The following is a 17795-nucleotide window of genomic DNA, read 5'->3' on the forward strand; positions in this document are numbered from 1 at the left end:
GTCAGTCCTTGTCTCCGTCGCCCGGACGCAGCCAGAACGGCGCGGACTCGTCCTCACCGCGCCCGCCGCCCGAGCGCGGTGGCAACCACAGGGGCGGAGCCTCCGAGCGGCCGCCGTCCGAGCGCCCGCCCCGCGAGGACCCGTTGGAGGACCGGCCGCCCGAGCCGCCGCCGAACAGCCCGCCGGACGACCCGCCGGACGAGCGCGACGACCCTCCGGACGAACGCGAGGAGCCGCCGGACGACCTGCCGGAGGAGCCGCCCGACGAGCGGCCGGACGAGCCGCCGCCGAACAGGCCGCCGGAGGAACGGCCCGATGAGCCGCCTCCGCCGAACAGGCCACCCGAACCACCGGAACCACCCGAACCACCGGAGCCGCCGCCGGACAGGCCGCGGGGGCCGCCGGCCGTGGAACGCGCCGCGCGCGGCGCCTCGGACCGGCGGGACGACCCGCCACCCGAGGACCCGCCCGACGACCCGCCCGAGGAGCCGCCCGCCGCCGAGGACCGGGACGCCCAGCCGCCCGACCGGCCGCCGAACCAGCCGCCCACCGAACCGCCGCCGCCACCGCCACCGCCCGAGCCCGCCGAAGCGGGCGATCCGCCGCCCGCGCCGGTGCGCGTCGGCGGCCGGGGGCTCGCCTGGCCGCCGCCCGCCCTGCCCGCGCGTCCCGACAGGTTGAGCGGCGGCGCCGCTCCGGGACGCGGAATGGCGGTGCCGCGCCCGGCGGCCTTGCGCCGCGCGCCCGCCTGCCCGTCGGCGTCAAGCGGGGCGGGCTGCGCGCCCACCGGGACGCGGGTGCCCTGCTGCTGAGGCCCGCCCGCGGCGGCCTCCTCGCCCCTGACCCGGCCCTGGGCGACCCCGGACGCGGCCGCCGCCGCGGCGGCTCCCCCGCCCGCCATGGCCGCCGCGTTGATGACCGGCTCGGCCTTGCGCAGGCCCCAGCGGCCCATGCGGGCCGCCGCGACCGGCGGCAGGGCGTTCGCGGCGCGCGACAGGGTCGGCGCGGAGGCCGCCTCGCCGAGCATCCGGGTGGCGAGCGTGTGCCCGTCCATGGACGCGAACAGGTGCTGGAAGGGACGCCGGTAGAAGAACACCGCGATCGTGAGCAGCGCGATGAACATGATCTGCATGCCCCACGGCAGGTTCGTGGAGATGATCAGCGCGTACCCGTACACGAGCACGCCGAGCACCAAGGCCAGCACCGCCTGTCTCAGCAGCGTGCCGACGAGCATCTCGACCCAGCGCATCGCGATGATCCGCCCGGAGCCCGGGTGCACGCCGAGCAGCAGGAACACCGGGCCCAGGATGAGCAGCAGCAGGAACCCGATCTTCAGTGCGATGAGCGACACCGCGACCAGGAAGATCAGCACGCCCGCGACCATGGCGGCCATGAGCGCCCCGATGGCGATGCTGAGCCGGGTGGTCCAGTCCTTGCCTTGGAAGAGGAAGAACATGGAGGTGCTCTCGAGCGGCTTGGCGACCTCTTCCTCGTACCTCGTCTGGTGCGCGCCGGAGGCCTGCTTCTGCCCCGAGACCTGTTCCTGCAGGTCGGTGGCCTGGATGTCGAGCAGCTTCGGCCCCATCACCGCCACCACCGGCGCCTTGGCGTCGGCCGTGCCGAACTCGCCCATCAGCCACGGCTTGCAGACCAGTGTCGACCACAGCGCGTCGGCGTTCTGGTCCACGCCCGGCGTGCCGTTCTGGCCGTAGCCGCCGGGCCCGGCCTTGGGGTTGGCCTGGCCCTTGGTCGGCAGGCAGGACGCCCCGCCCGCGCCCGGCAGCCCGCTGAACGCCGAGTTGACGACCTCGGCCGTCTTGTCGGTCACGGTCTTGCCCAGGCCGGTGAAGTCGCCGGGGCGGCTGAAGAACCACACGGCGACCGTGACGGCGAGGATCATCCAGATGACGCCCTCGGCCGTGGTGCTGGCGCGTTTGCGGATCAGCCCGTACCAGGCGAGCCAGACCGCCCCGAGCAGGACGATCACCCGCAGGTACGGCCAGTACATGGCATCGGCCAGGTTGGTGACGATGTCGTCCACCACGTCCTTGATGGACTGGAGCGGTCCCTCGGTGGCCGCCGCCTGGTAGGTGGTGATCGTCATGCGGTCGATGTCCTTGGCCCAGGAGAACACCGAGTTGGCCCAAGCGTTGCCGAGCACCGCCGCGACGTCGTTGCACCCCAGACCGTAGGTGTGCCAGAACTGGCCGGCCATGCCGTACCGGTCGTAGTTGGTGAGCGGCTCTGGGACCGCCGCCTTGCCGACCGTCGCGGACGTGCCGCCCTGCGGCGCCGGGGAGACGCCGGGGACCGCGTTCTGCGCGGCCGGGGACGTCCCGGTCGCGCCGGCGCCGCCGGAGGCGGAGTCGGGCGGGGGCGGCTTGACCAGGCCGTCCATGCCGCCGCCCACGATCTCGGGTGACAGGTCGGGCGAGAGGTCACACGGGCCTGCCGCGCCCGCCACGGTCGGCGAGAACGCGATGGGCAGCACGACGATGCCGACGAGAACGGCCAGGATCAGCACGACCCTGCGGCGCAGCCGCCTGCCGCGTCCACCCTCGCCCGCCGCGCCTCCGCGACGCCCGGACGCCCTCGCCGCGCCCGCACGCCACACCGCCGCTCCCGCCATGCCCGCACGCCACACGGCCATCCTCGCCATGCCCGCACGCGACACCGACGCCCTCGCCATGCCCGCACGCCACACGGACGTCCTGCCGCCGCTTCCAAGGTGACTCATGACCGCACCTCCTGCGCAGCTCCCGGCCTGTTGGTCCGCCCGCGAGGATCATGCGCGCCCTCGCCGGGCCTGTCGTGGGTCGGATTGGTGTCCAGCCAGCGCAGCAGGTCCTCGGAGATGAGATCCACCCCGATGCGGCCCGCGCGGCCGTCCAGATCGCGGAAGACGCACTCGCCGTTGCCCAGCGCCCGCAACGCGGCCTTGTGCTCCTCGGAGGGCTCCACACCCAGCAGCGCCATCACGTGGTCCACCTCGACGCGCTCGGTCGAGCGGAAGGCGAACACCGAGGACAGACAGTTGGTGACCTGCTCGTTCAGCAGGTCACCCGCGTTCTGCGAGACCAGCACCAGCGCGGTGTTCCTGGAACGGCCCATGCGCGACACCTCGGGCACCAGCTTGGCGCCCTCCGGTGTAGAGGTGATCGCCCACGCCTCGTCCAGGAAGATCGCCTTGGGCGCGCGGCGGTCCAGGCCGTTCATCAGGCGCCGGGCGAACTGCGACACCAGGTAGAGCAGGGCGACCGACAGGCGCTGCTCGTAGGAGTAGTCGTCCCGGGCCGTGGCGACGTCGGGAAGGGTCAGCCCGCCGAGGGTGAACACCGTGGTCCACCCCTCGGAGTCGATCTGGTCGCCACCGGAGGGGTCGAAGCAGAGCCGGGCCAGGTGCATCTCGGCCATGGACCGCAGCACCGCGCCGAGGTTGCGCGAGGCGGCGTCCTCGGCCTGCTCCAGGTGGTCGACGACCTTGCCCAGCGACGGGTCTGCGCCGTTGGACACCGTCGCGACGGCCTGGATCATCGCCGACTCGCGTTCCTCCGACATGCGCGGCAGCAGCAGCCGCAGCGTCTCGGTGGCCATGGTCTTCTTGGCCGCGATGTCGTCCCCGAACGAGAAGGGGTCCAGCAGGCCCGGCGCCGCCGAGCCCAGCGGGATGATGCGGGCCTTGCGCCCGCGCTTCTGCAGGAGCTGGACCAGCGACTCGGCGTCGCCCTTGGGGTCGATGACCGCGACGGTGACCCCGCGCACCGCCATCTGGTAGATGAGCAGCAGCGCCAGGGTCGTCTTGCCGCCGCCCGGCTCGCCGGTGATGGCGATGGCCGTCGGCCGGTTGCGCGTCGCGGCCACGAGCGGGTCGAAGTGGACGATCGACCGCGCCCGGCCGAGCGTCTCGCCGATGTACGGGCCGGCCCACCCTGCGCCGGTCTCGTCGATGCGGTCGCCGAGGTCGACGGTGGCCGTCGCCATGCCGCCCGCGATCGTGCGCAGCGGCTGCCGCTGGGCGTAGGCGTTGACCCGCACCCGCTCGCCCGGCAGCGCCTCGCAGAACAGCGAGAACTGGTCGCCCGTCGAGTTGACGATGTCGATGCCCATGTCGCGGTAGTGCTCCACGACCGCCTCGACCCGCTGCAGGCAGATCTCCTGGCTCGGCGCGGCCACGATCAGCCGGTGCCACCCGTAGACGAACGGCAGTCGCTCCTTGGTGATGCCGTGTTCCAGCATGCGGGCCGCGTCGATCTGCTCGGCCAGGGCGATCGGCGCCTCGGCCCCCGCTTCACGGATGTGGATGTCCATGTCGCGGGCGTGCGCCAGCTTGCGGGCGACGTCCTTGCTGGCCTTGGTGGGCGGGATGAGGCGCATCCGCGAGCTGACCTCGACCGGGAACGGTAACTGGTCGATGAAGTGCAGCCACGGCTCGCCGTCCGGGAACGGCATCAGGTCGGGGAACCTGGCGAACGACAGATGGGCGACGTAGGAGTCGCCCTCGGGCTGCTCGACGCGCAGGAACGACCGGCCGTTGTGGATCTGCCCCTCGACCAGCGACTCGATCTCGCCCTTCCCCCACCGCCTGGACGGGGTGGCCGAGGACGGCGGGTCGCCCAGCGACCCGGAGGCGGCGTGCCGGAACAGCCAGGCGATCTCGCCGGAGCTGGCGTGGCGCGCGTACAGGGCGCTGGAGCCGAGGGCGCGGCCGAGGCGCTCGGCCTGGACGGTCCACTTGTCGATCTCGGCGTCCGGGACGTGGTCGTCGTCCAGGCCCAGACTCTTCTCGCCGCGCTGGTAGTAGCCGAGCAGCTGCGCCAGCACGCCCGTGCCGAGCTGCGCGCCCCGCGGGCCGAGCCGCACGCCGAGGTAGACCTCCTTGGTCCAGAAGTCCTTGGCCCAGACGTGGCGGTACATCTCCTCCAGGTAGTCGCGCCAGCCCTCGCCCTCGTCGGAGGTCGCGTTCAGCGCCATCGCCCATTCGGCTGCGGGATAGGCCCGGTGGGCCACCCGCAGATGCACCTCGGCGTCGGTCATGCGGATCGCCGCCAGGGCGATGGTGATGTTGGTGGCCAGCGCCTCCCGCTCCTCGGCGGTCACGAACTCGTAGCTGACCGTCGGAAGCCGGAAATACGCCCATGCCGACGTGTCGGTGAGGAGGATCCGATCGTCGAAGTAGCGTACGGCCAGCCTGCTCCTCGACCGCGACGATCTTCCCATCAGGCGGACCGCTCCCCGCACCGCGCTGGCTTGCTGGTCACTGAGCCACTACCTCCCCGCACCGCGCCGGCATGCTGCTCACTGGGCCACTTCCTCCTCGCTCGGGCGGTTCGCCACCGCCAGGCCGCTTGCCACAACTCCCGCGAGGGCGACGTACGCCCTGCGTCCCGAGGCCCGCAGATGCGCGAGCTGGACCGGGCCGGCGTGCCCGGGGGCCAGTTCGTCCTCCCACGGGACGCGGACGATGGCGCGGCAGCGGCCGCGGGCCACCGCCTCCGCCTGCTCCACCCCGGCCATGCTCCGCCGGCTCACGCCGTTGATCACCATGACCGCGCGCCGGCGCAACTCGGTGGAGCCGTGCCCGTCGAGCCAGTCGAAGGTCATCGCGACCGCGTCCGGCGCGTCCTCGCTGGCGGGGGCCACCAGCACGAGCTGGTCGGCGTGGGCGAGCATGCGCGCCGCCATCGAGGCGGCCGGGTCGACGATGATCAGCCTGTAGTGGCGGTCCAGCACGCGCATGGCGTGCGCGAGACGCTCGTCGGAGAACAACCCGCGGTCGGCGAGCCGCCGGGCCGCGGCCGCGTCGGAGTCGGAGCCGACGACCTCCAGGCCCGACTCGCTGCGCGTCGTGTACGCCCGCATGCTCAGGTAACCGCTCACACCGTCGAGCCCGGCCAGAAGCGAGGTCAGCGTCTCGGGCGAGTCGGTGGCGATGCGGCCGGTCAGCGTGTGGTCGCCGGTGTTGGCGTCCACCGCGACCACGCGGTCCTCGCGGTAGCGGGCCAGGGTGTGGCCGAGCATCAGCGTGGTCGTGGTCTGCCCCGCACCGCCCGTGCAGCCGAGGACGACGACGCGGCGGCTGCCCGCGAGCGTCGTGCGGGCCCTGGCCTCGTCCATCTCGATGCCGTCGTTGCGGTTCGGGCCGCCGCCGCCGACCACCACCTGGGCCAGCCGTCGCCAGCCGCCCGACTGGTCGCGCCCGACGACGGACTCGACGCGACGGACGCGCGGCTCGTCTCCCGGACGGGGCACGGGCACGGGGACCGACGGCGCCGCCGGGTCGGCGGGCGCGCCCGGACCCGTGGGCACGGCGCGGATGGACAGCGGCGGCGCCGCCTGCTCGCGCGCGGCCGGCCGCGCCGGAACCCGCGGCACGGCGGTCCTCGGAGCCTCGGCCCCGACGCCCTCGGCCCCGACGCCCTCGGCCCCACGACCGCCCGCCCCCTCGGACGGGCGCGGCTCGGAAGCGGGGCTCTGGGACGGACGCTCCGAAGCGAGGGCCCGGGAGGGGCGCGGCTCGGAGGCGGGGGTCTCGAAGGGGGGAGTCTCGGAGGGGCGGGTGCGGGAGACCGGCCAGACCGTTCGGGACTCGGGCAGCCGGTACTGCGGGGCGGCGGCACGAGGCGGCTGCCCCTTGCGGTGCTGCTCGCGGACGTCGGTCTCCCCGGCACCGGCCCGCGTACCGGCCACCGGCTCGCCCTGGCTCGGCTCCGCCCCAGGACGCCCGGTCCCGGCGGTCCCGGCGACGCCGGCGGGCCCTGCGACGCGCGAAACGTCCGGAGCACCCGCCGTACCCGCCGCGGCGGCAGTGGCCTCCCTACCTGCCGCGGGCGCCGTATCCGCCGTACCCGCTGCGGGCGCCGTATCCGCCGTGCCTGCCGCAGGGAGCGAACCGGCCGTGGGCGCCGCACCAGCCGAGGACGGCGTGCCCGTCGTGGGCGCCGTGCCAGCCGAGGACGGCGTACTCGCCGTGGGCGCCGCACCAGCCGTGGGTGACGTATTTGTCGTGCTTGTCGTGTCTGCCGGGCTTGCCGTGACGGCCGGATCCGGGGCAGGGGCGCCTGGGACGGGAATGCCCCCGGCAGGGATGCCGAGGCGACCGATACCCGAGGCAGGGGTGCTGCCGGGGACGCTGGTCGTGCCGCGGCTTTCCGCGGAGGCCGCGAGCCGGCGCAGGCGGCGCAGCGCCTCGGTGCCTATGGGCGGCGGGGTGGCCGAGATGCCCTGGCCCAGGGCGGGAGTCGCCTCCGCCTTCGCGCCGGACCGCTCCGGCGTCCCGGCGGCACGGTCCCGCGAGACCTCTTGCCGCTCGGAGGCAGGGTCACGCGACAGGCCCTGGTGCTCGGGAGCAGGGTCACGCGAGACCCCTTGCCGCTCGGAGGCACGCTCACGTGACAGGCCTCGTTCCTCGGCGACGCGGTCACCGGACGGGCCCTGCGCTTCGAGGGCGCGGTCGCGTGAGAGGCCCTGCGCCTCGGTGACCCGGTCGCGTGAGAGGCCCTGTTCGGGAGCGGGGCGGCCCGGCGAGGGCAGGCGCGGGACGACGAGCCGGTCAGGGGCCGGATCGCGGCGGACGACGACGCGATCAGGGGTGGAGACGCGAGGCCGTGAAGGACCGGCCGGAGCCTCGGAGCCGGCCGGGGTGAGGCCGGAGACCGGCGTCGCCGAGCCGATGACCGGTGTGGCAGGGCCGATGGCGGACCCGGGAGCGGACGTCGCGGGGCCGATGGCCGGTGTCGCGCGGCCGATGCCGGACCCCGGAGCGGAGGTCGCGGGGCCGATGGCCGGTGTCGCGCGGCTGATGCCGGACCCCGGAACGGACGTCGCGGGACCGATGGCGGGCGTGGCCGGGGTGGGTGTCGCGGGGCCGGTCGCCCGGGTCGCGGGGTCCTGGACGGGGGGTGCGATGGCGGGGAGGGCCGCAGCGGGTTGGGCGGCGGCTGTTCCCTGGGTGACGCGAGGGCGTTCGGCCTGGCGGGCAGGGGGCTCGGCGGCCGGCAGCGAGGTCACGGCCGCCGCGGCGGCGGCCACGGCCGGGCGCACCTCGCCCGGGCGTGCCTTGATGGAGGGGACCTGCCGTGCCGGGGCCCAGGAGGGGACGGCCCGCTTGCGGGGGGCGGTGTGCTTGGGCTTGGCGCGGGCGCCGCGCCGGGACCTGGAGGCGGACTTCGCGGTCTCGGCCGAGGCCAGGAGCGCGGCCTGCGGAGCCGACCGCCAGACCTTGGCGGTGAAGGTGATCTCGTCGGGCTCGTCGGCCGGCGCCAGGCGGCACCAGGTCTTCGGCTCGCCGAAGTAGCGGAGCTGGGACTGGAGCAGTTCGTTGAGCCGCTTGCTCTCGATCACCGGCCGGGTGGACAGCCACGTCACGATGCCCGGAGGCACCAGGTACAGCACGTGCCAGGGCATCTCCATGGGGACCTGGAGAAGGCGCAGGAGCACCGACCAGGGGACAAGCACGCCCAAGAACACACCGATCCAGACGATCGGAAGCGGCATCGGCAGCCGAAGGTCGTACAGCTTGTAGAGCCGCTTCTCAATGCGCCAGATATTGGTATAGGTAGGCAGGTCCACCCGATCCTCCTCTCCCTGTCACGGCAACCTGGTCGCGCTCATCTGATGCCGAGCGCTCCCGCGATCGCCCTGGCCGTCACCTCGATGACGTTGGGCACGTAGAAGATCACACCGATCGCGACCGCCAGAATGATGAACTGGACGAATCTGGTGATCTCCCGCGTGAAGAGGAAGAAAATGGCGACGACGGAGACCACGACGAGGAACAGCGGGGCGAAGAACCTCCGGAGGAAGTCCGCGAGCCCCGCGGTGTTCACGCCGCCGGTCGGTGGCGCCGACGGCGTCATGACCTCCAGCGCGTTCTCCACGATCATTTTCACTATCAACTCTGGTCCTCCTGCTCATGGTCGCGCTCGCCGGTCGGCCGACCCGCTGGGGATCGTCGCGCTCCCTTGGCCGCTCCCTCGCCGCCTCTCATAGCCGCCGCGGTCTCATTCAACGGTCCGCGTCCCGCCGCGAATGTCCTTGACGTACCAGTTGCCGCCTTGCTTGACCACCGTGAGCCGGTAGGCCTGGTCAAGCGCGCCGGTGCCTCCGGCCTGGTCGCCCGAGGTGGCGGCCGGAGACGGCGCCGCGCCCTGGGCGAACGTCCACTTGACCACGGCGGTGATCTCGCGGGTGGCGCCGCCCGGAGGAGCGCTGACGCTCTTCAGCTCGGCCAGCGTGACCTTTCCGTCGAAACCGTCGAGCGTCTCGCCTTGGACGACATAACGCTGCAACTGGGTCGGATCGCCGGCCGCATAGGCCTTGAAGAAGTTCTCGAGTTGCGGTCGCAGCTCGTTTTCCGCGGTGTCGTCGTGGTCGGCCTGCGGAAGCTGGGGCAGGTTCGCCGGGCCGCCCGCGGGCATCAGCCCCGGTTGACCGGAGACGACGAACTTGCCCTCGGAGTAGTAGACCGGGACCGAGAGCTTCCAGCGCTGCGCGCCGGACTGGGCGAAAAGCGTCACAACCGCATTTTGCGCGTCACTCACTTCAATGCCAGAAAGCTGGAAATTACCGGCGGACATTCGCCCCACACCGTCCCAGCCGAATTGAGTGTCCGCCCCTACCGGAAGAAAAGGCTTCAATCGCTCGGCCCGGTCGTCGGGCTTGGCGGCGTCGTAATTCAAATACGCGAGCGCGAACTGGCTGGCGAACGCGGCGGCGTCGGCCTCCGGGAAGCCCGTGCCCGTGGGCGCGGCCGGCGCGCCGGTGGGCTGGTCACCCTGAGTGATGCGCTCGATGGGCGCGCGGACGCCGTTGACGACGATCACGATGATCAACGCCCACAGCACCGCTCTGCCCGTCCACACGAGCCAGCGCCCGCCCCCACCGGACCACCCGCCACGGCGTGGCGCGCTGCGTCCGCGACCCGGCACGGGGTCAAGGTCCGGGTCGTAGGGCGAGGGAGGGTACGTCGAATGCTCGGGTTCGCCAGCGGTCCGCGGACCGTGCTGGACGTTTGACCTGCGAGCCATCACGCCTCCGCTCGCGCCGATCCCCCCGGCTGGCGCGGTGTCGTCTTACTATCGATCCTGTTATCCATGGTGAAGTATTCACTTTAGCGGCCCCACCAATTGTTCCAGGAAAGCCACGCCCATGGTGCAGGCATCGCCGTAGCAGACCAAGTCGGTCTTCCTCCGGTATCAGGAACGCCACTACCGAGTTCACGCAGGACAGAGTGCCCTTGTTCGTCCGCGAGCCTGGACTCACCTCCCCGACGAGATTCGCATTAAGGACAAAGCTCGCACCTGACAAGAAACCACCGTGAACCGGACATGCTGTGGAGGCATAACCGCTGCTCAGGCAGATGATGGGATCGCGTTCGCCGATCCATGGGGAGGTCGCGAAGTGCCCGCACGCACTGCCTCCCTTCCGCCAGGCCGCCCGCGCGGTCGGGCGCGCGGCGGCACGTACACGGCCGGCGGCCCCGGCGGAGCGCATGACCGACCCAAACACTGGAGAGTACGCGGGGCGCGCCGCCCTGCCGATCACCTGACGGCCACGCCTTACTATCCGCAGGTCACAGGCTCACGCACCGTCAGGCGCGTTTCGTGATGGGTGACGGCCGCACGGCCGATCCCGCTGCGTCGCACTATGTTGCCCTCTGTGGATACGCCATCCCCTCGCTTCCTCGTCGGGCGCTATCGGCTCATCTCCCTCCTCGGCAAGGGAGGCATGGGAACCGTCTGGCTGGCCTCCGACGACCTGCTGCGCCAGCACGTCGCCATCAAAGAGGTGCGGCTGCCGCCCGACCTGGACGAGGGCACGCGCGCCGAACTGCGCGAGCGCACCTTGCGCGAGGCCCGGGCGGCGGCCCGGCTGCGCGCTCACCCTTCGATCGTCACCGTGCACGACATCGTCATCGACGACGAGCGGCCCTGGATCGTCATGGAACTGGTCCAGGGCCGCTCGCTTCACCAGTTGATCCGCGATCACGGCCCGCTGCCCCCGCAGCGGGTCGCCGAAATCGGGCTGCGCCTGCTCGACGCCCTCGGCGCCGCCCACAGCTCCGGCGTCCTCCATCGGGACCTCAAGCCGGCCAACATCCTGATCACCGACGAGGGCCGGGTCGTACTCACCGACTTCGGCATCGCCACCCTGTCCGGAGACCCGTCTCTCACCCAGAGCGGCATGCTGACCGGCTCACCGGGGTTCATCGCCCCCGAGCGGCTCAGGGGCGAGGTCGACGGGCCGGCGTCCGATCTCTGGGCGCTCGGCGCCACTCTGTTCACCGCGGTCGAGGGCCATGCTCCCTACTCGCGGGAGAATCCGACGGCCGTGCTCGCCGCCGTGCTCATGCAGGAACCCCATCCGATGAGGCGAGCCGGGCCCCTCATGCCCGTTCTGGCCGGCCTGCTCGAAAAGGATCCCGCTCGGCGGGCCACCGGCGACCAGGCGGTCCGGCAGCTACGGCCCGTCGCGGCCGGCGCCGCGCCACCGCCCATGCGCCTCCCCAGGCCCGGCGGTCCGCCTCACGGAATCCCGGCAGGCCCGGCGATGCCTTACGGGCAGGGCAGCGGCTTCCCGACCACCCAACCCTCTTCGAGCTCCGTGCCACCCCGACGGCCGACGCCGCGCGGCAGGTCGGTACTTCTCGGATCGATACTCGCGGTGGTCATGGTCACCGCGGCCGGGGTCGCGACCCGCGGCGTGTGGCTGAAGACGCCGACGACGACGCCGAGAGGAAACACCGCCGCGCCAAAGAGCTCCGCGGCGCGCTCGTCCCCGGTCCAGGCCGAGAAGGGCCTGTACAAAGGAGACCCGGAGGCCTGCTCGCTGCTGACCGCCCAGCAGGCCGGGCGGCTCCTCGGCACTCCGGTGAAACGCCAGTTCCAGACCCACGGTTCCTGCATGTGGATAAGGGAGGACATCGGGGTCTTCGTCAATCTGACGCTGATCCGCTCGGCGACATCGGACTTCGCCCACTCGTTCTTCGCCGCCACGCGCACCAGCATGGCGGAGGAGCCGAGAAGGAACCCTGGGACGCGGGTCCGCCAGGGACCGCCCGTGGGCGACGAGGCCTTCAGCTACACCCGAGGCGAGGTCATCGTCAGCACCCACATCTACCGGACGCAGGTCCTCTTCCGTAAGGACAACATGACGGCCGTCGTGTACCTCACGCTGCGCACGCCCGGGTACCGCCGTCCCGACCTGGCCGCGACGTGGGTGGCGGACAACCTGGAGTCATATCGATGACTACACGTTGAAGCGGAACTCCACCACGTCGCCGTCGCGCATGACGTAGTCCTTGCCCTCGATGCGGGCCTTGCCCGCCGAGCGGGCGGCGGGCATCGAGCCGGCCTCGACCAGGTCGTCGAAGGAGATGACCTCGGCCTTGATGAACCCGCGCTGGAAGTCGGTGTGGATGACCCCGGCGGCCTCCGGGGCCGTGGCGCCCTTGCGGATCGTCCAGGCCCGGGTCTCCTTCGGCCCTGCCGTCAGGTAAGTCTGCAGGCCGAGCGTCTCGAAGCCCACGCGGGCGAGCTGGGTGAGGCCCGACTCCTCCTGGCCCACCGACTGCAGCAGTTCGAGTGCCTCGTCGTCGGGCAGCTCGACCAGCTCGGACTCGATCTTGGCGTCCAGGAACACCGCCTCGGCCGGGGCCACCACCTGCGACAGGCGGGCGCGCAGCCCCTCGTCGGCGAGTTCGTCGGAGTCGAGGTTGAACACGTACAGGAACGGCTTGGCCGTCAGCAGGTGCAGCTCGCGCAGGTCGGTGAGGTCCATGCCGGAGGCGTACAGCGTCGTGCCGCCGTCCAGGACCTTGGAGGCGGCCTCGGCGGCCTCCAGGACGGCCTTGCGGTCTTTGTTGGTCCGCGACTCCTTGGTGAGCCGCGGCAGGGCCTTCTCGATGGTCTGCAGGTCGGCCAGGATGAGCTCGGTGTTGATCGTCTCGATGTCGCGGCTCGGGGAGATGTCGCCGTCGACGTGCGTGACGTCGGGGTCGGTGAAGACCCGGATCACCTGGCAGATCGCGTCGGTCTCGCGGATGTTGGCCAGGAACTGGTTGCCCCGCCCCTGCCCGACCGACGCGCCCTTGACCAGGCCCGCGATGTCGACGAACTCGACCTTCGCCGGGATGATCTTGGCGGAGGAGTAGATCTCGGCCAGTGCGGCCAGCCGGGAGTCCGGCACGCCGACGATGCCCACGTTGGGCTCGATCGTGGCGAACGGGTAGTTCGCCGCGAGGGCGTTGCCGCTCTTGGTCAGCGCGTTGAAAAGCGTGGACTTGCCGACGTTGGGCAGGCCGACGATGCCGATGCTCAAGCTCACGTTCGCCGAGTTTACGGTGCCCCGGCGCCGTTCCTGACACCCGTGGGGGCGATGAGCCTGGAATCATGCGAGAGATGGACGTGATGGCACTCGCCTTCCAGCTGGCGGTGGGGCTGGCCGCCGGGCTGGTCATCGGCTTCGCCCTCGCCCGGTCGCGGGCGGCCGCCCGGCTGGCCGGCGCCGAGAGCCGGCTCGCGCTGGCCGAGGCCCGCGCGCAGGCCGCCGACGAGAAGGTCGCCTACGTCGAGGAGCAGATGACCCAGCGCTTCCAGTCGCTGTCCAACCGGGCGCTGGACGTCAACAACCTGCGCTTCCTGGAGCTGGCCGAGAGCCGGTTCGCCGCCTCCAGGGCCGACGCCGCGGGCGACCTGGAGCAGCGCAGGCAGGCCGTCGAGAACCTGGTCGCCCCGCTGCGCGAGACCCTGGCCAAGGTGCAGGAGCAGCTCCGCGAGAGCGAGACGGGGCAGCGGGTGGCGCAGGCCGAGCTGGGCAAGCAGATGGAGTTCGTACGGCACAGCTCCGAGCAGCTCAAGGCGCAGACCGGCGCCCTGGTGCGCGCCCTGCGCCGCCCCGAGGCGCGCGGGCGCTGGGGCGAACTGCAACTGCGGCGGGTCGCCGAGATCGCGGGCATGGCGCGGTTCTGCGACTTCGACGAGCAGGCGTCCGCCGTGACCGCCGACGGCGTCGTGCGGCCGGACATGGTGGTCCGCCTGGCGGGCGGCAAGAACATCGTCGTGGACTCCAAGGTGTCCCTGGCCGCCTACCTGGAGGCCGCGGAGGCCGCCGAGGCGGGGGCGCAGGAGGTCAGGCTGGACGCGCACGCCCGCCACCTGCGCGACCACGTCGACCGGCTGGCCGCCAAGACGTACTGGCAGGCGTTCAGCCCGGCCCCCGAGTTCGTGGTGCTCTTCATCCCCGGTGAGGCGTTCCTGGCACCGGCGCTCGAGCGCGACCCGGGGCTGCTGGAGTACGCCATGCGCAGGCGCGTGCACATCGCCACCCCGACGACACTGATCACCATGCTGCGCACCGCCCAGTACGCCTGGCAGCAGCAGGCGCTGAGCGAGAACGCCCGCGCGGTGTTCGACCTGGGCAAGGAGCTGTACGAGCGGCTCGGGGCGCTCGGCCGCAACGTCGACGCGGTGGGCAAGGCGCTCGGCCGGGCCGTCGTGGCCTACAACAAGACCGTCGGCTCGCTGGAGGGCCGCGTGCTCGTCACGGCGCGCAGGCTGAACGACCTGGGCGTGGTCGACGCCCCCCTCCCCCAGCCCGACCTGGTGGAGGACCTCCCCCGCACCCCCTCCATGCCCGAGCTCATCGGCGAGGACCCCTTCCCCGGCGAAGCGGACGCGTCCCCCGACGGGGAACCGGAAGACGAGACCGGAATGCCGGGCGACGGCGAGCCGGCAGGCGAGGGGGGGACGCGGGGGGACGGCGGGCAGGGACGGGAGGCAGAGACGCCGCCAGCCGCTGGTGAAGAGACGGCAAGCACGTTCCCGGCCCCTCGCCTGAACGGTAAGTTGACGCGAGACTTGTCATGAGGCCGGCCGGAGCGGCCGTGGGGCCCGGGCCCGGAGGGGGCGGCGGTGGTGGCACAGGAGCGAGCGCGACCAGGGGTCAGGCTGACCGCCCGCGGTGCCGTGGCGCTCATTTTCGTCGCGACGCTCGCCTCCCGGCCGACCGGGTCGATGCTGGTCATCGGGCTGGTCTTCTGCGCCGCGTGCCTGGCCGCCGTCCTGCTCGTCCAGCCGCGTGACCTGCTCGCGCTGGTGGTCGCCCCGCCGCTGGTGTTCTTCGCCGCCACCCTGGTGAGCGCCCTGTTCGGCGGGTTCGGCGCGCCGTCGCTGCTCCAGGCGCTCGGTCTCGGCCTGTTCACCGGGCTGTCGGCCGCCGCGCCGTGGCTGTTCGGCGGCTCCGCGCTCGTGCTGGCCGTCGCCTGGTTCCGTGGGCTGCCCGACAACGTCAGCGAGCTGCGCGCCGAGCTGCGGGCCGGCCGCTCCACCTCCGCGGCCACCGCGGCCGGAGCTCCCCGCCGGGCCAGGCCGGGCGCCGAGCAGGGCTACGTCCCCGAGCCCGAGGGCTACTTCGAGCCCCGCGTGTACGGCACGCCACGAGAGCCCGAGGCCTGACCGTGCGCGGGCGCCCGGCCGGGGTCATCGCCGTGGACGGGCCGTCGGGGTCGGGCAAGACGACGCTGGGCGGCGCGCTCGCCGGCGAGCTGGGCGCCACCCTCGTCCACATGGACGACCTGTACCCGGGCTGGGACGGGCTGCTCGGCGGCGCCGATCGGCTCGTCCGGTGGATCCTGCGCCCGCGCGCCGAGGGCCGTCCCGCCCGCTGGCGGCGCTACGACTGGACGCGGGGCGCGTACGCCGAGTGGCACGAGGTGCCCTCGCCGTCGCCGCTGGTGGTCGAGGGCGCCGGCGCGGGGTCCGTGGCGGCGGCGCCGTACCTCTCGCGCCTGATCTGGGTGGAGGCCCCGTCCGAGGTGCGCCGCACGCGGGCGCTGAGCCGCGACGGCGAGGCCTACCGCCCGCACTGGGAGCGCTGGGCCCGCCAGGAACGGGCCTACTTCGCCGCCGAACGCGTGCGCGACCGCGCCGACCTGGTCATCGACACCTCGCTGGTGCCCGACGCGCTCGGCGCCGTCCTCGGCACCCGCTGAGCCCGCCTGCGGGAGGTGGAAAGGGCCGTCAGCGGGAGGCGGCGGGACGCAGGTCGCGGCGCAGCTCGTGGGGCAGGGCGAAGCGGACGTTCTCGGGGACCGACTCGACCTCCTCGACGTCGCCGAAGCCGCGCTCGGCCAGCCGGGCCAGCACGCCCTCGACCAGCTCTTCGGGCACCGAGGCGCCGCTGGTGACGCCGACCGTGGTGACGCCCTCCAGCCAGGCGTCCTGGATGAAGGAGGCGTTGTCCACCAGATAGGAGGCGTCGGCTCCGGCGTCCTTGGCGACCTCGACCAGGCGCTTGGAGTTGGAGGAGTTGGTGGAGCCGACGACGATGACGAGCTGCGCCTCGCGCGCGATCTCCTTGACCGCGACCTGGCGGTTCTGCGTGGCGTAGCAGATGTCGTCGCTCGGCGGGTCGATGAGGTTCGGGAAGCGCTCGCGCAGACGGGTCACCGTCTCGTTGGTCTCGTCGACCGACAGCGTGGTCTGGGACAGCCAGACGAGCCGCTCGGGGTCGCGCACCTGGACCCGGCCGACCCCGTCGAGGCCGTCGACGAGCTGGATGTGCTCGGGGGCCTCACCCGCGGTGCCCTCGACCTCCTCGTGGCCCTCGTGGCCGATGAGCAGGATGTCGTAGTCCTTGGCGGCGAAGCGCTTGGCCTCGTTGTGGACCTTGGTGACCAGCGGGCAGGTGGCGTCGATCGTCTTCAGCGACCGCCGGGCGGCCTCCTCGTGGACGGCCGGGGCCACGCCGTGGGCGGAGAAGACGACGATGGCGCCCTCGGGGACCTCCTCGGTCTCCTCCACGAAGACCGCGCCGCGCTCTTCGAGCGTCTTGACGACGTGGGTGTTGTGCACGATCTGCTTACGGACGTAGATGGGGGCGCCGTAGCGGTCCAGAGCCTTCTCGACGGCCTGCACGGCGCGGTCGACCCCCGCGCAGTAACCGCGTGGCTTGGCCACCAGGACACGTCGGCTCGCAGAGGTCTCCGAAATCATGTGCTCATGGTATGTGCTCTCGCCGTCCTGGGTGGCCGTGGGCCCGGGTTCCGGCGGCACGCACGGTATATCTGCTTTCCTATGCTTGGGTGCGTGTGCGACGGCCCTGTCCGTCCGCCCCTTGACCTCATGCGGTCCAGTCCGATGAGACTGGTCGTCCAATATCAGACCCTCTGAGGGAGCCGGCATGTCACTGACCGACATCGTCCGCACCATAGCCAAAAACGTCCGGCAAACCGTCACAGACCCCCGGGAACTCAAGGAGAAGGCCAAGGACCTGCCGCTCAACGTGCTGCAGACCGCGCTCAGCGGGGTCGGGCAGGCCCTGATGCTGAGCGACCGCGTCCGCACGGGCATCAAGCGGCTCATCAGCGACGACGACAAGGCCGCCGCCGACGAGCGGGGCTCCGGCGTGACCTCCCCGCAGGTCGTCATGGACGAGCGCGAGGAGCGGGAGGAGAAGCCCGCCAGGCGCGAGCCGGTCATCTTCGCCCCCCGGCCCAGGGTGTCCGCCGACCACCAGAACGGCGCGGCCGCCAAGCCCTCGGACGGCGCCGCCACCACGGCCTCGACCACCGCCCCGACCACGGCCGCGTCCGCGGCTCCCGCCGAGGCCGCGCCCCCGGCTCCCGTCGCGAAGCCCGCCGCCGGGACCCCTGCCCCGGCCGCCGCGGAACCGGCCGCCGCCGAGCCCGCCACGGAGCCCGCCACCGCGGAGTCCGCTGTCACCGAGCCCGCTGCCACGACCGCGGAACCCGCCGCCGCCACCGCCTACATCCCGTTCGCCAGCGGACCGCGCAACTG

Annotated in this window: 12 protein-coding genes; 5 read left to right on the top strand and 7 right to left on the bottom strand. The window is 72.6% G+C overall.

Going from position 1 to position 17795, the window contains the following annotated elements; all coding sequences use genetic code 11:
* Position 1 precedes the first annotated feature (1 nt).
* From ACFQSB_RS27415 to ACFQSB_RS27435, 5 genes are all read right to left on the bottom strand, one after another.
* A complete protein-coding gene (locus tag ACFQSB_RS27415; protein ID WP_380829794.1) occupies positions 2 to 2737 on the bottom strand; it encodes a hypothetical protein in 2736 nt (911 codons plus the stop codon).
* On the bottom strand, positions 2734 to 5217 hold the full coding sequence (locus ACFQSB_RS27420; RefSeq protein ID WP_380829795.1) for an ATP-binding protein: 2484 nt from the start codon (positions 5215 to 5217) through the stop codon (positions 2734 to 2736). The genes ACFQSB_RS27415 and ACFQSB_RS27420 overlap by 4 nt, the downstream gene beginning before the upstream one ends.
* Before the next feature lie 78 nt (positions 5218 to 5295).
* Positions 5296 to 8568 (bottom strand): TcpE family conjugal transfer membrane protein, encoded by a 3273-nt coding sequence (locus tag ACFQSB_RS27425; protein WP_380829796.1) that lies wholly within the window; start codon positions 8566 to 8568, stop codon positions 5296 to 5298.
* A gap of 38 nt (positions 8569 to 8606) precedes the next feature.
* A complete protein-coding gene (locus tag ACFQSB_RS27430) occupies positions 8607 to 8855 on the bottom strand; it encodes a hypothetical protein (RefSeq protein WP_354840636.1) in 249 nt (82 codons plus the stop codon).
* 144 nt (positions 8856 to 8999) lie between these two features.
* Positions 9000 to 9821, bottom strand: a complete 822-nt coding sequence (locus tag ACFQSB_RS27435) for a conjugal transfer protein (RefSeq protein ID WP_380829802.1) — start codon at positions 9819 to 9821, stop codon at positions 9000 to 9002.
* Between the two features lie 835 nt (positions 9822 to 10656).
* Between ACFQSB_RS27435 and ACFQSB_RS27440 the strand changes: the two genes are divergently transcribed.
* On the top strand, positions 10657 to 12246 hold the full coding sequence (locus ACFQSB_RS27440; protein WP_380829797.1) for a serine/threonine-protein kinase: 1590 nt from the start codon (positions 10657 to 10659) through the stop codon (positions 12244 to 12246).
* On the opposite strand, the gene ychF is transcribed toward ACFQSB_RS27440, so the two are convergent.
* A complete protein-coding gene (gene ychF, locus ACFQSB_RS27445) occupies positions 12247 to 13323 on the bottom strand; it encodes a redox-regulated ATPase YchF (RefSeq protein WP_354922826.1) in 1077 nt (358 codons plus the stop codon).
* A 74-nt stretch (positions 13324 to 13397) separates the two neighbouring features.
* Here ychF and ACFQSB_RS27450 point away from each other — a divergent pair, with 74 nt between their 5' ends.
* Genes ACFQSB_RS27450 through ACFQSB_RS27460 form a run of 3 tightly spaced genes read left to right on the top strand, consistent with a single transcriptional unit; the run spans position 13398 to position 15988 of the window.
* Positions 13398 to 14864 (top strand): DNA recombination protein RmuC, encoded by a 1467-nt coding sequence (locus tag ACFQSB_RS27450; RefSeq protein WP_380829798.1) that lies wholly within the window; start codon positions 13398 to 13400, stop codon positions 14862 to 14864.
* Positions 14865 to 14912: 48 nt separating this feature from the next.
* The gene (locus ACFQSB_RS27455) at positions 14913 to 15452 is read left to right on the top strand and encodes a DUF6542 domain-containing protein (protein ID WP_354922820.1); all 540 of its coding nucleotides are present in this window, start codon (positions 14913 to 14915) and stop codon (positions 15450 to 15452) included.
* Positions 15453 to 15454: 2 nt separating this feature from the next.
* Positions 15455 to 15988 (top strand): nucleoside/nucleotide kinase family protein, encoded by a 534-nt coding sequence (locus ACFQSB_RS27460; protein ID WP_380829799.1) that lies wholly within the window; start codon positions 15455 to 15457, stop codon positions 15986 to 15988.
* A 28-nt stretch (positions 15989 to 16016) separates the two neighbouring features.
* Here ACFQSB_RS27460 and ACFQSB_RS27465 read toward each other — a convergent pair whose 3' ends face one another.
* Positions 16017 to 16991, bottom strand: a complete 975-nt coding sequence (locus ACFQSB_RS27465) for a 4-hydroxy-3-methylbut-2-enyl diphosphate reductase (RefSeq protein WP_380829800.1) — start codon at positions 16989 to 16991, stop codon at positions 16017 to 16019.
* 187 nt (positions 16992 to 17178) lie between these two features.
* Between ACFQSB_RS27465 and ACFQSB_RS27470 the strand changes: the two genes are divergently transcribed.
* The coding region (locus tag ACFQSB_RS27470; protein ID WP_380829801.1) for a hypothetical protein at positions 17179 to 17795 on the top strand (617 nt) is incomplete at its 3' end.

Origin of the sequence: Sphaerisporangium rhizosphaerae (genome assembly GCF_042665155.1) — a bacterium.
Classification (GTDB): Bacteria; Actinomycetota; Actinomycetes; order Streptosporangiales; family Streptosporangiaceae; genus Sphaerisporangium; species Sphaerisporangium rhizosphaerae.

What these genes read in the sequence shown, in the direction of transcription:
- ACFQSB_RS27415 (WP_380829794.1), bottom strand. Translation starts at nt 2,737, where the DNA reads ATGAGTCACCTTGGAAGCGGCGGCAGGACGTCCGTGTGGCGTGCGGGC.
- ACFQSB_RS27465 (WP_380829800.1), bottom strand. Translation starts at nt 16,991, where the DNA reads ATGATTTCGGAGACCTCTGCGAGCCGACGTGTCCTGGTGGCCAAGCCA.
- ACFQSB_RS27450 (WP_380829798.1), top strand. Translation starts at nt 13,398, where the DNA reads ATGGACGTGATGGCACTCGCCTTCCAGCTGGCGGTGGGGCTGGCCGCC.
- ACFQSB_RS27420 (WP_380829795.1), bottom strand. Translation starts at nt 5,217, where the DNA reads ATGGGAAGATCGTCGCGGTCGAGGAGCAGGCTGGCCGTACGCTACTTC.
- ACFQSB_RS27430 (WP_354840636.1), bottom strand. Translation starts at nt 8,855, where the DNA reads ATGACGCCGTCGGCGCCACCGACCGGCGGCGTGAACACCGCGGGGCTC.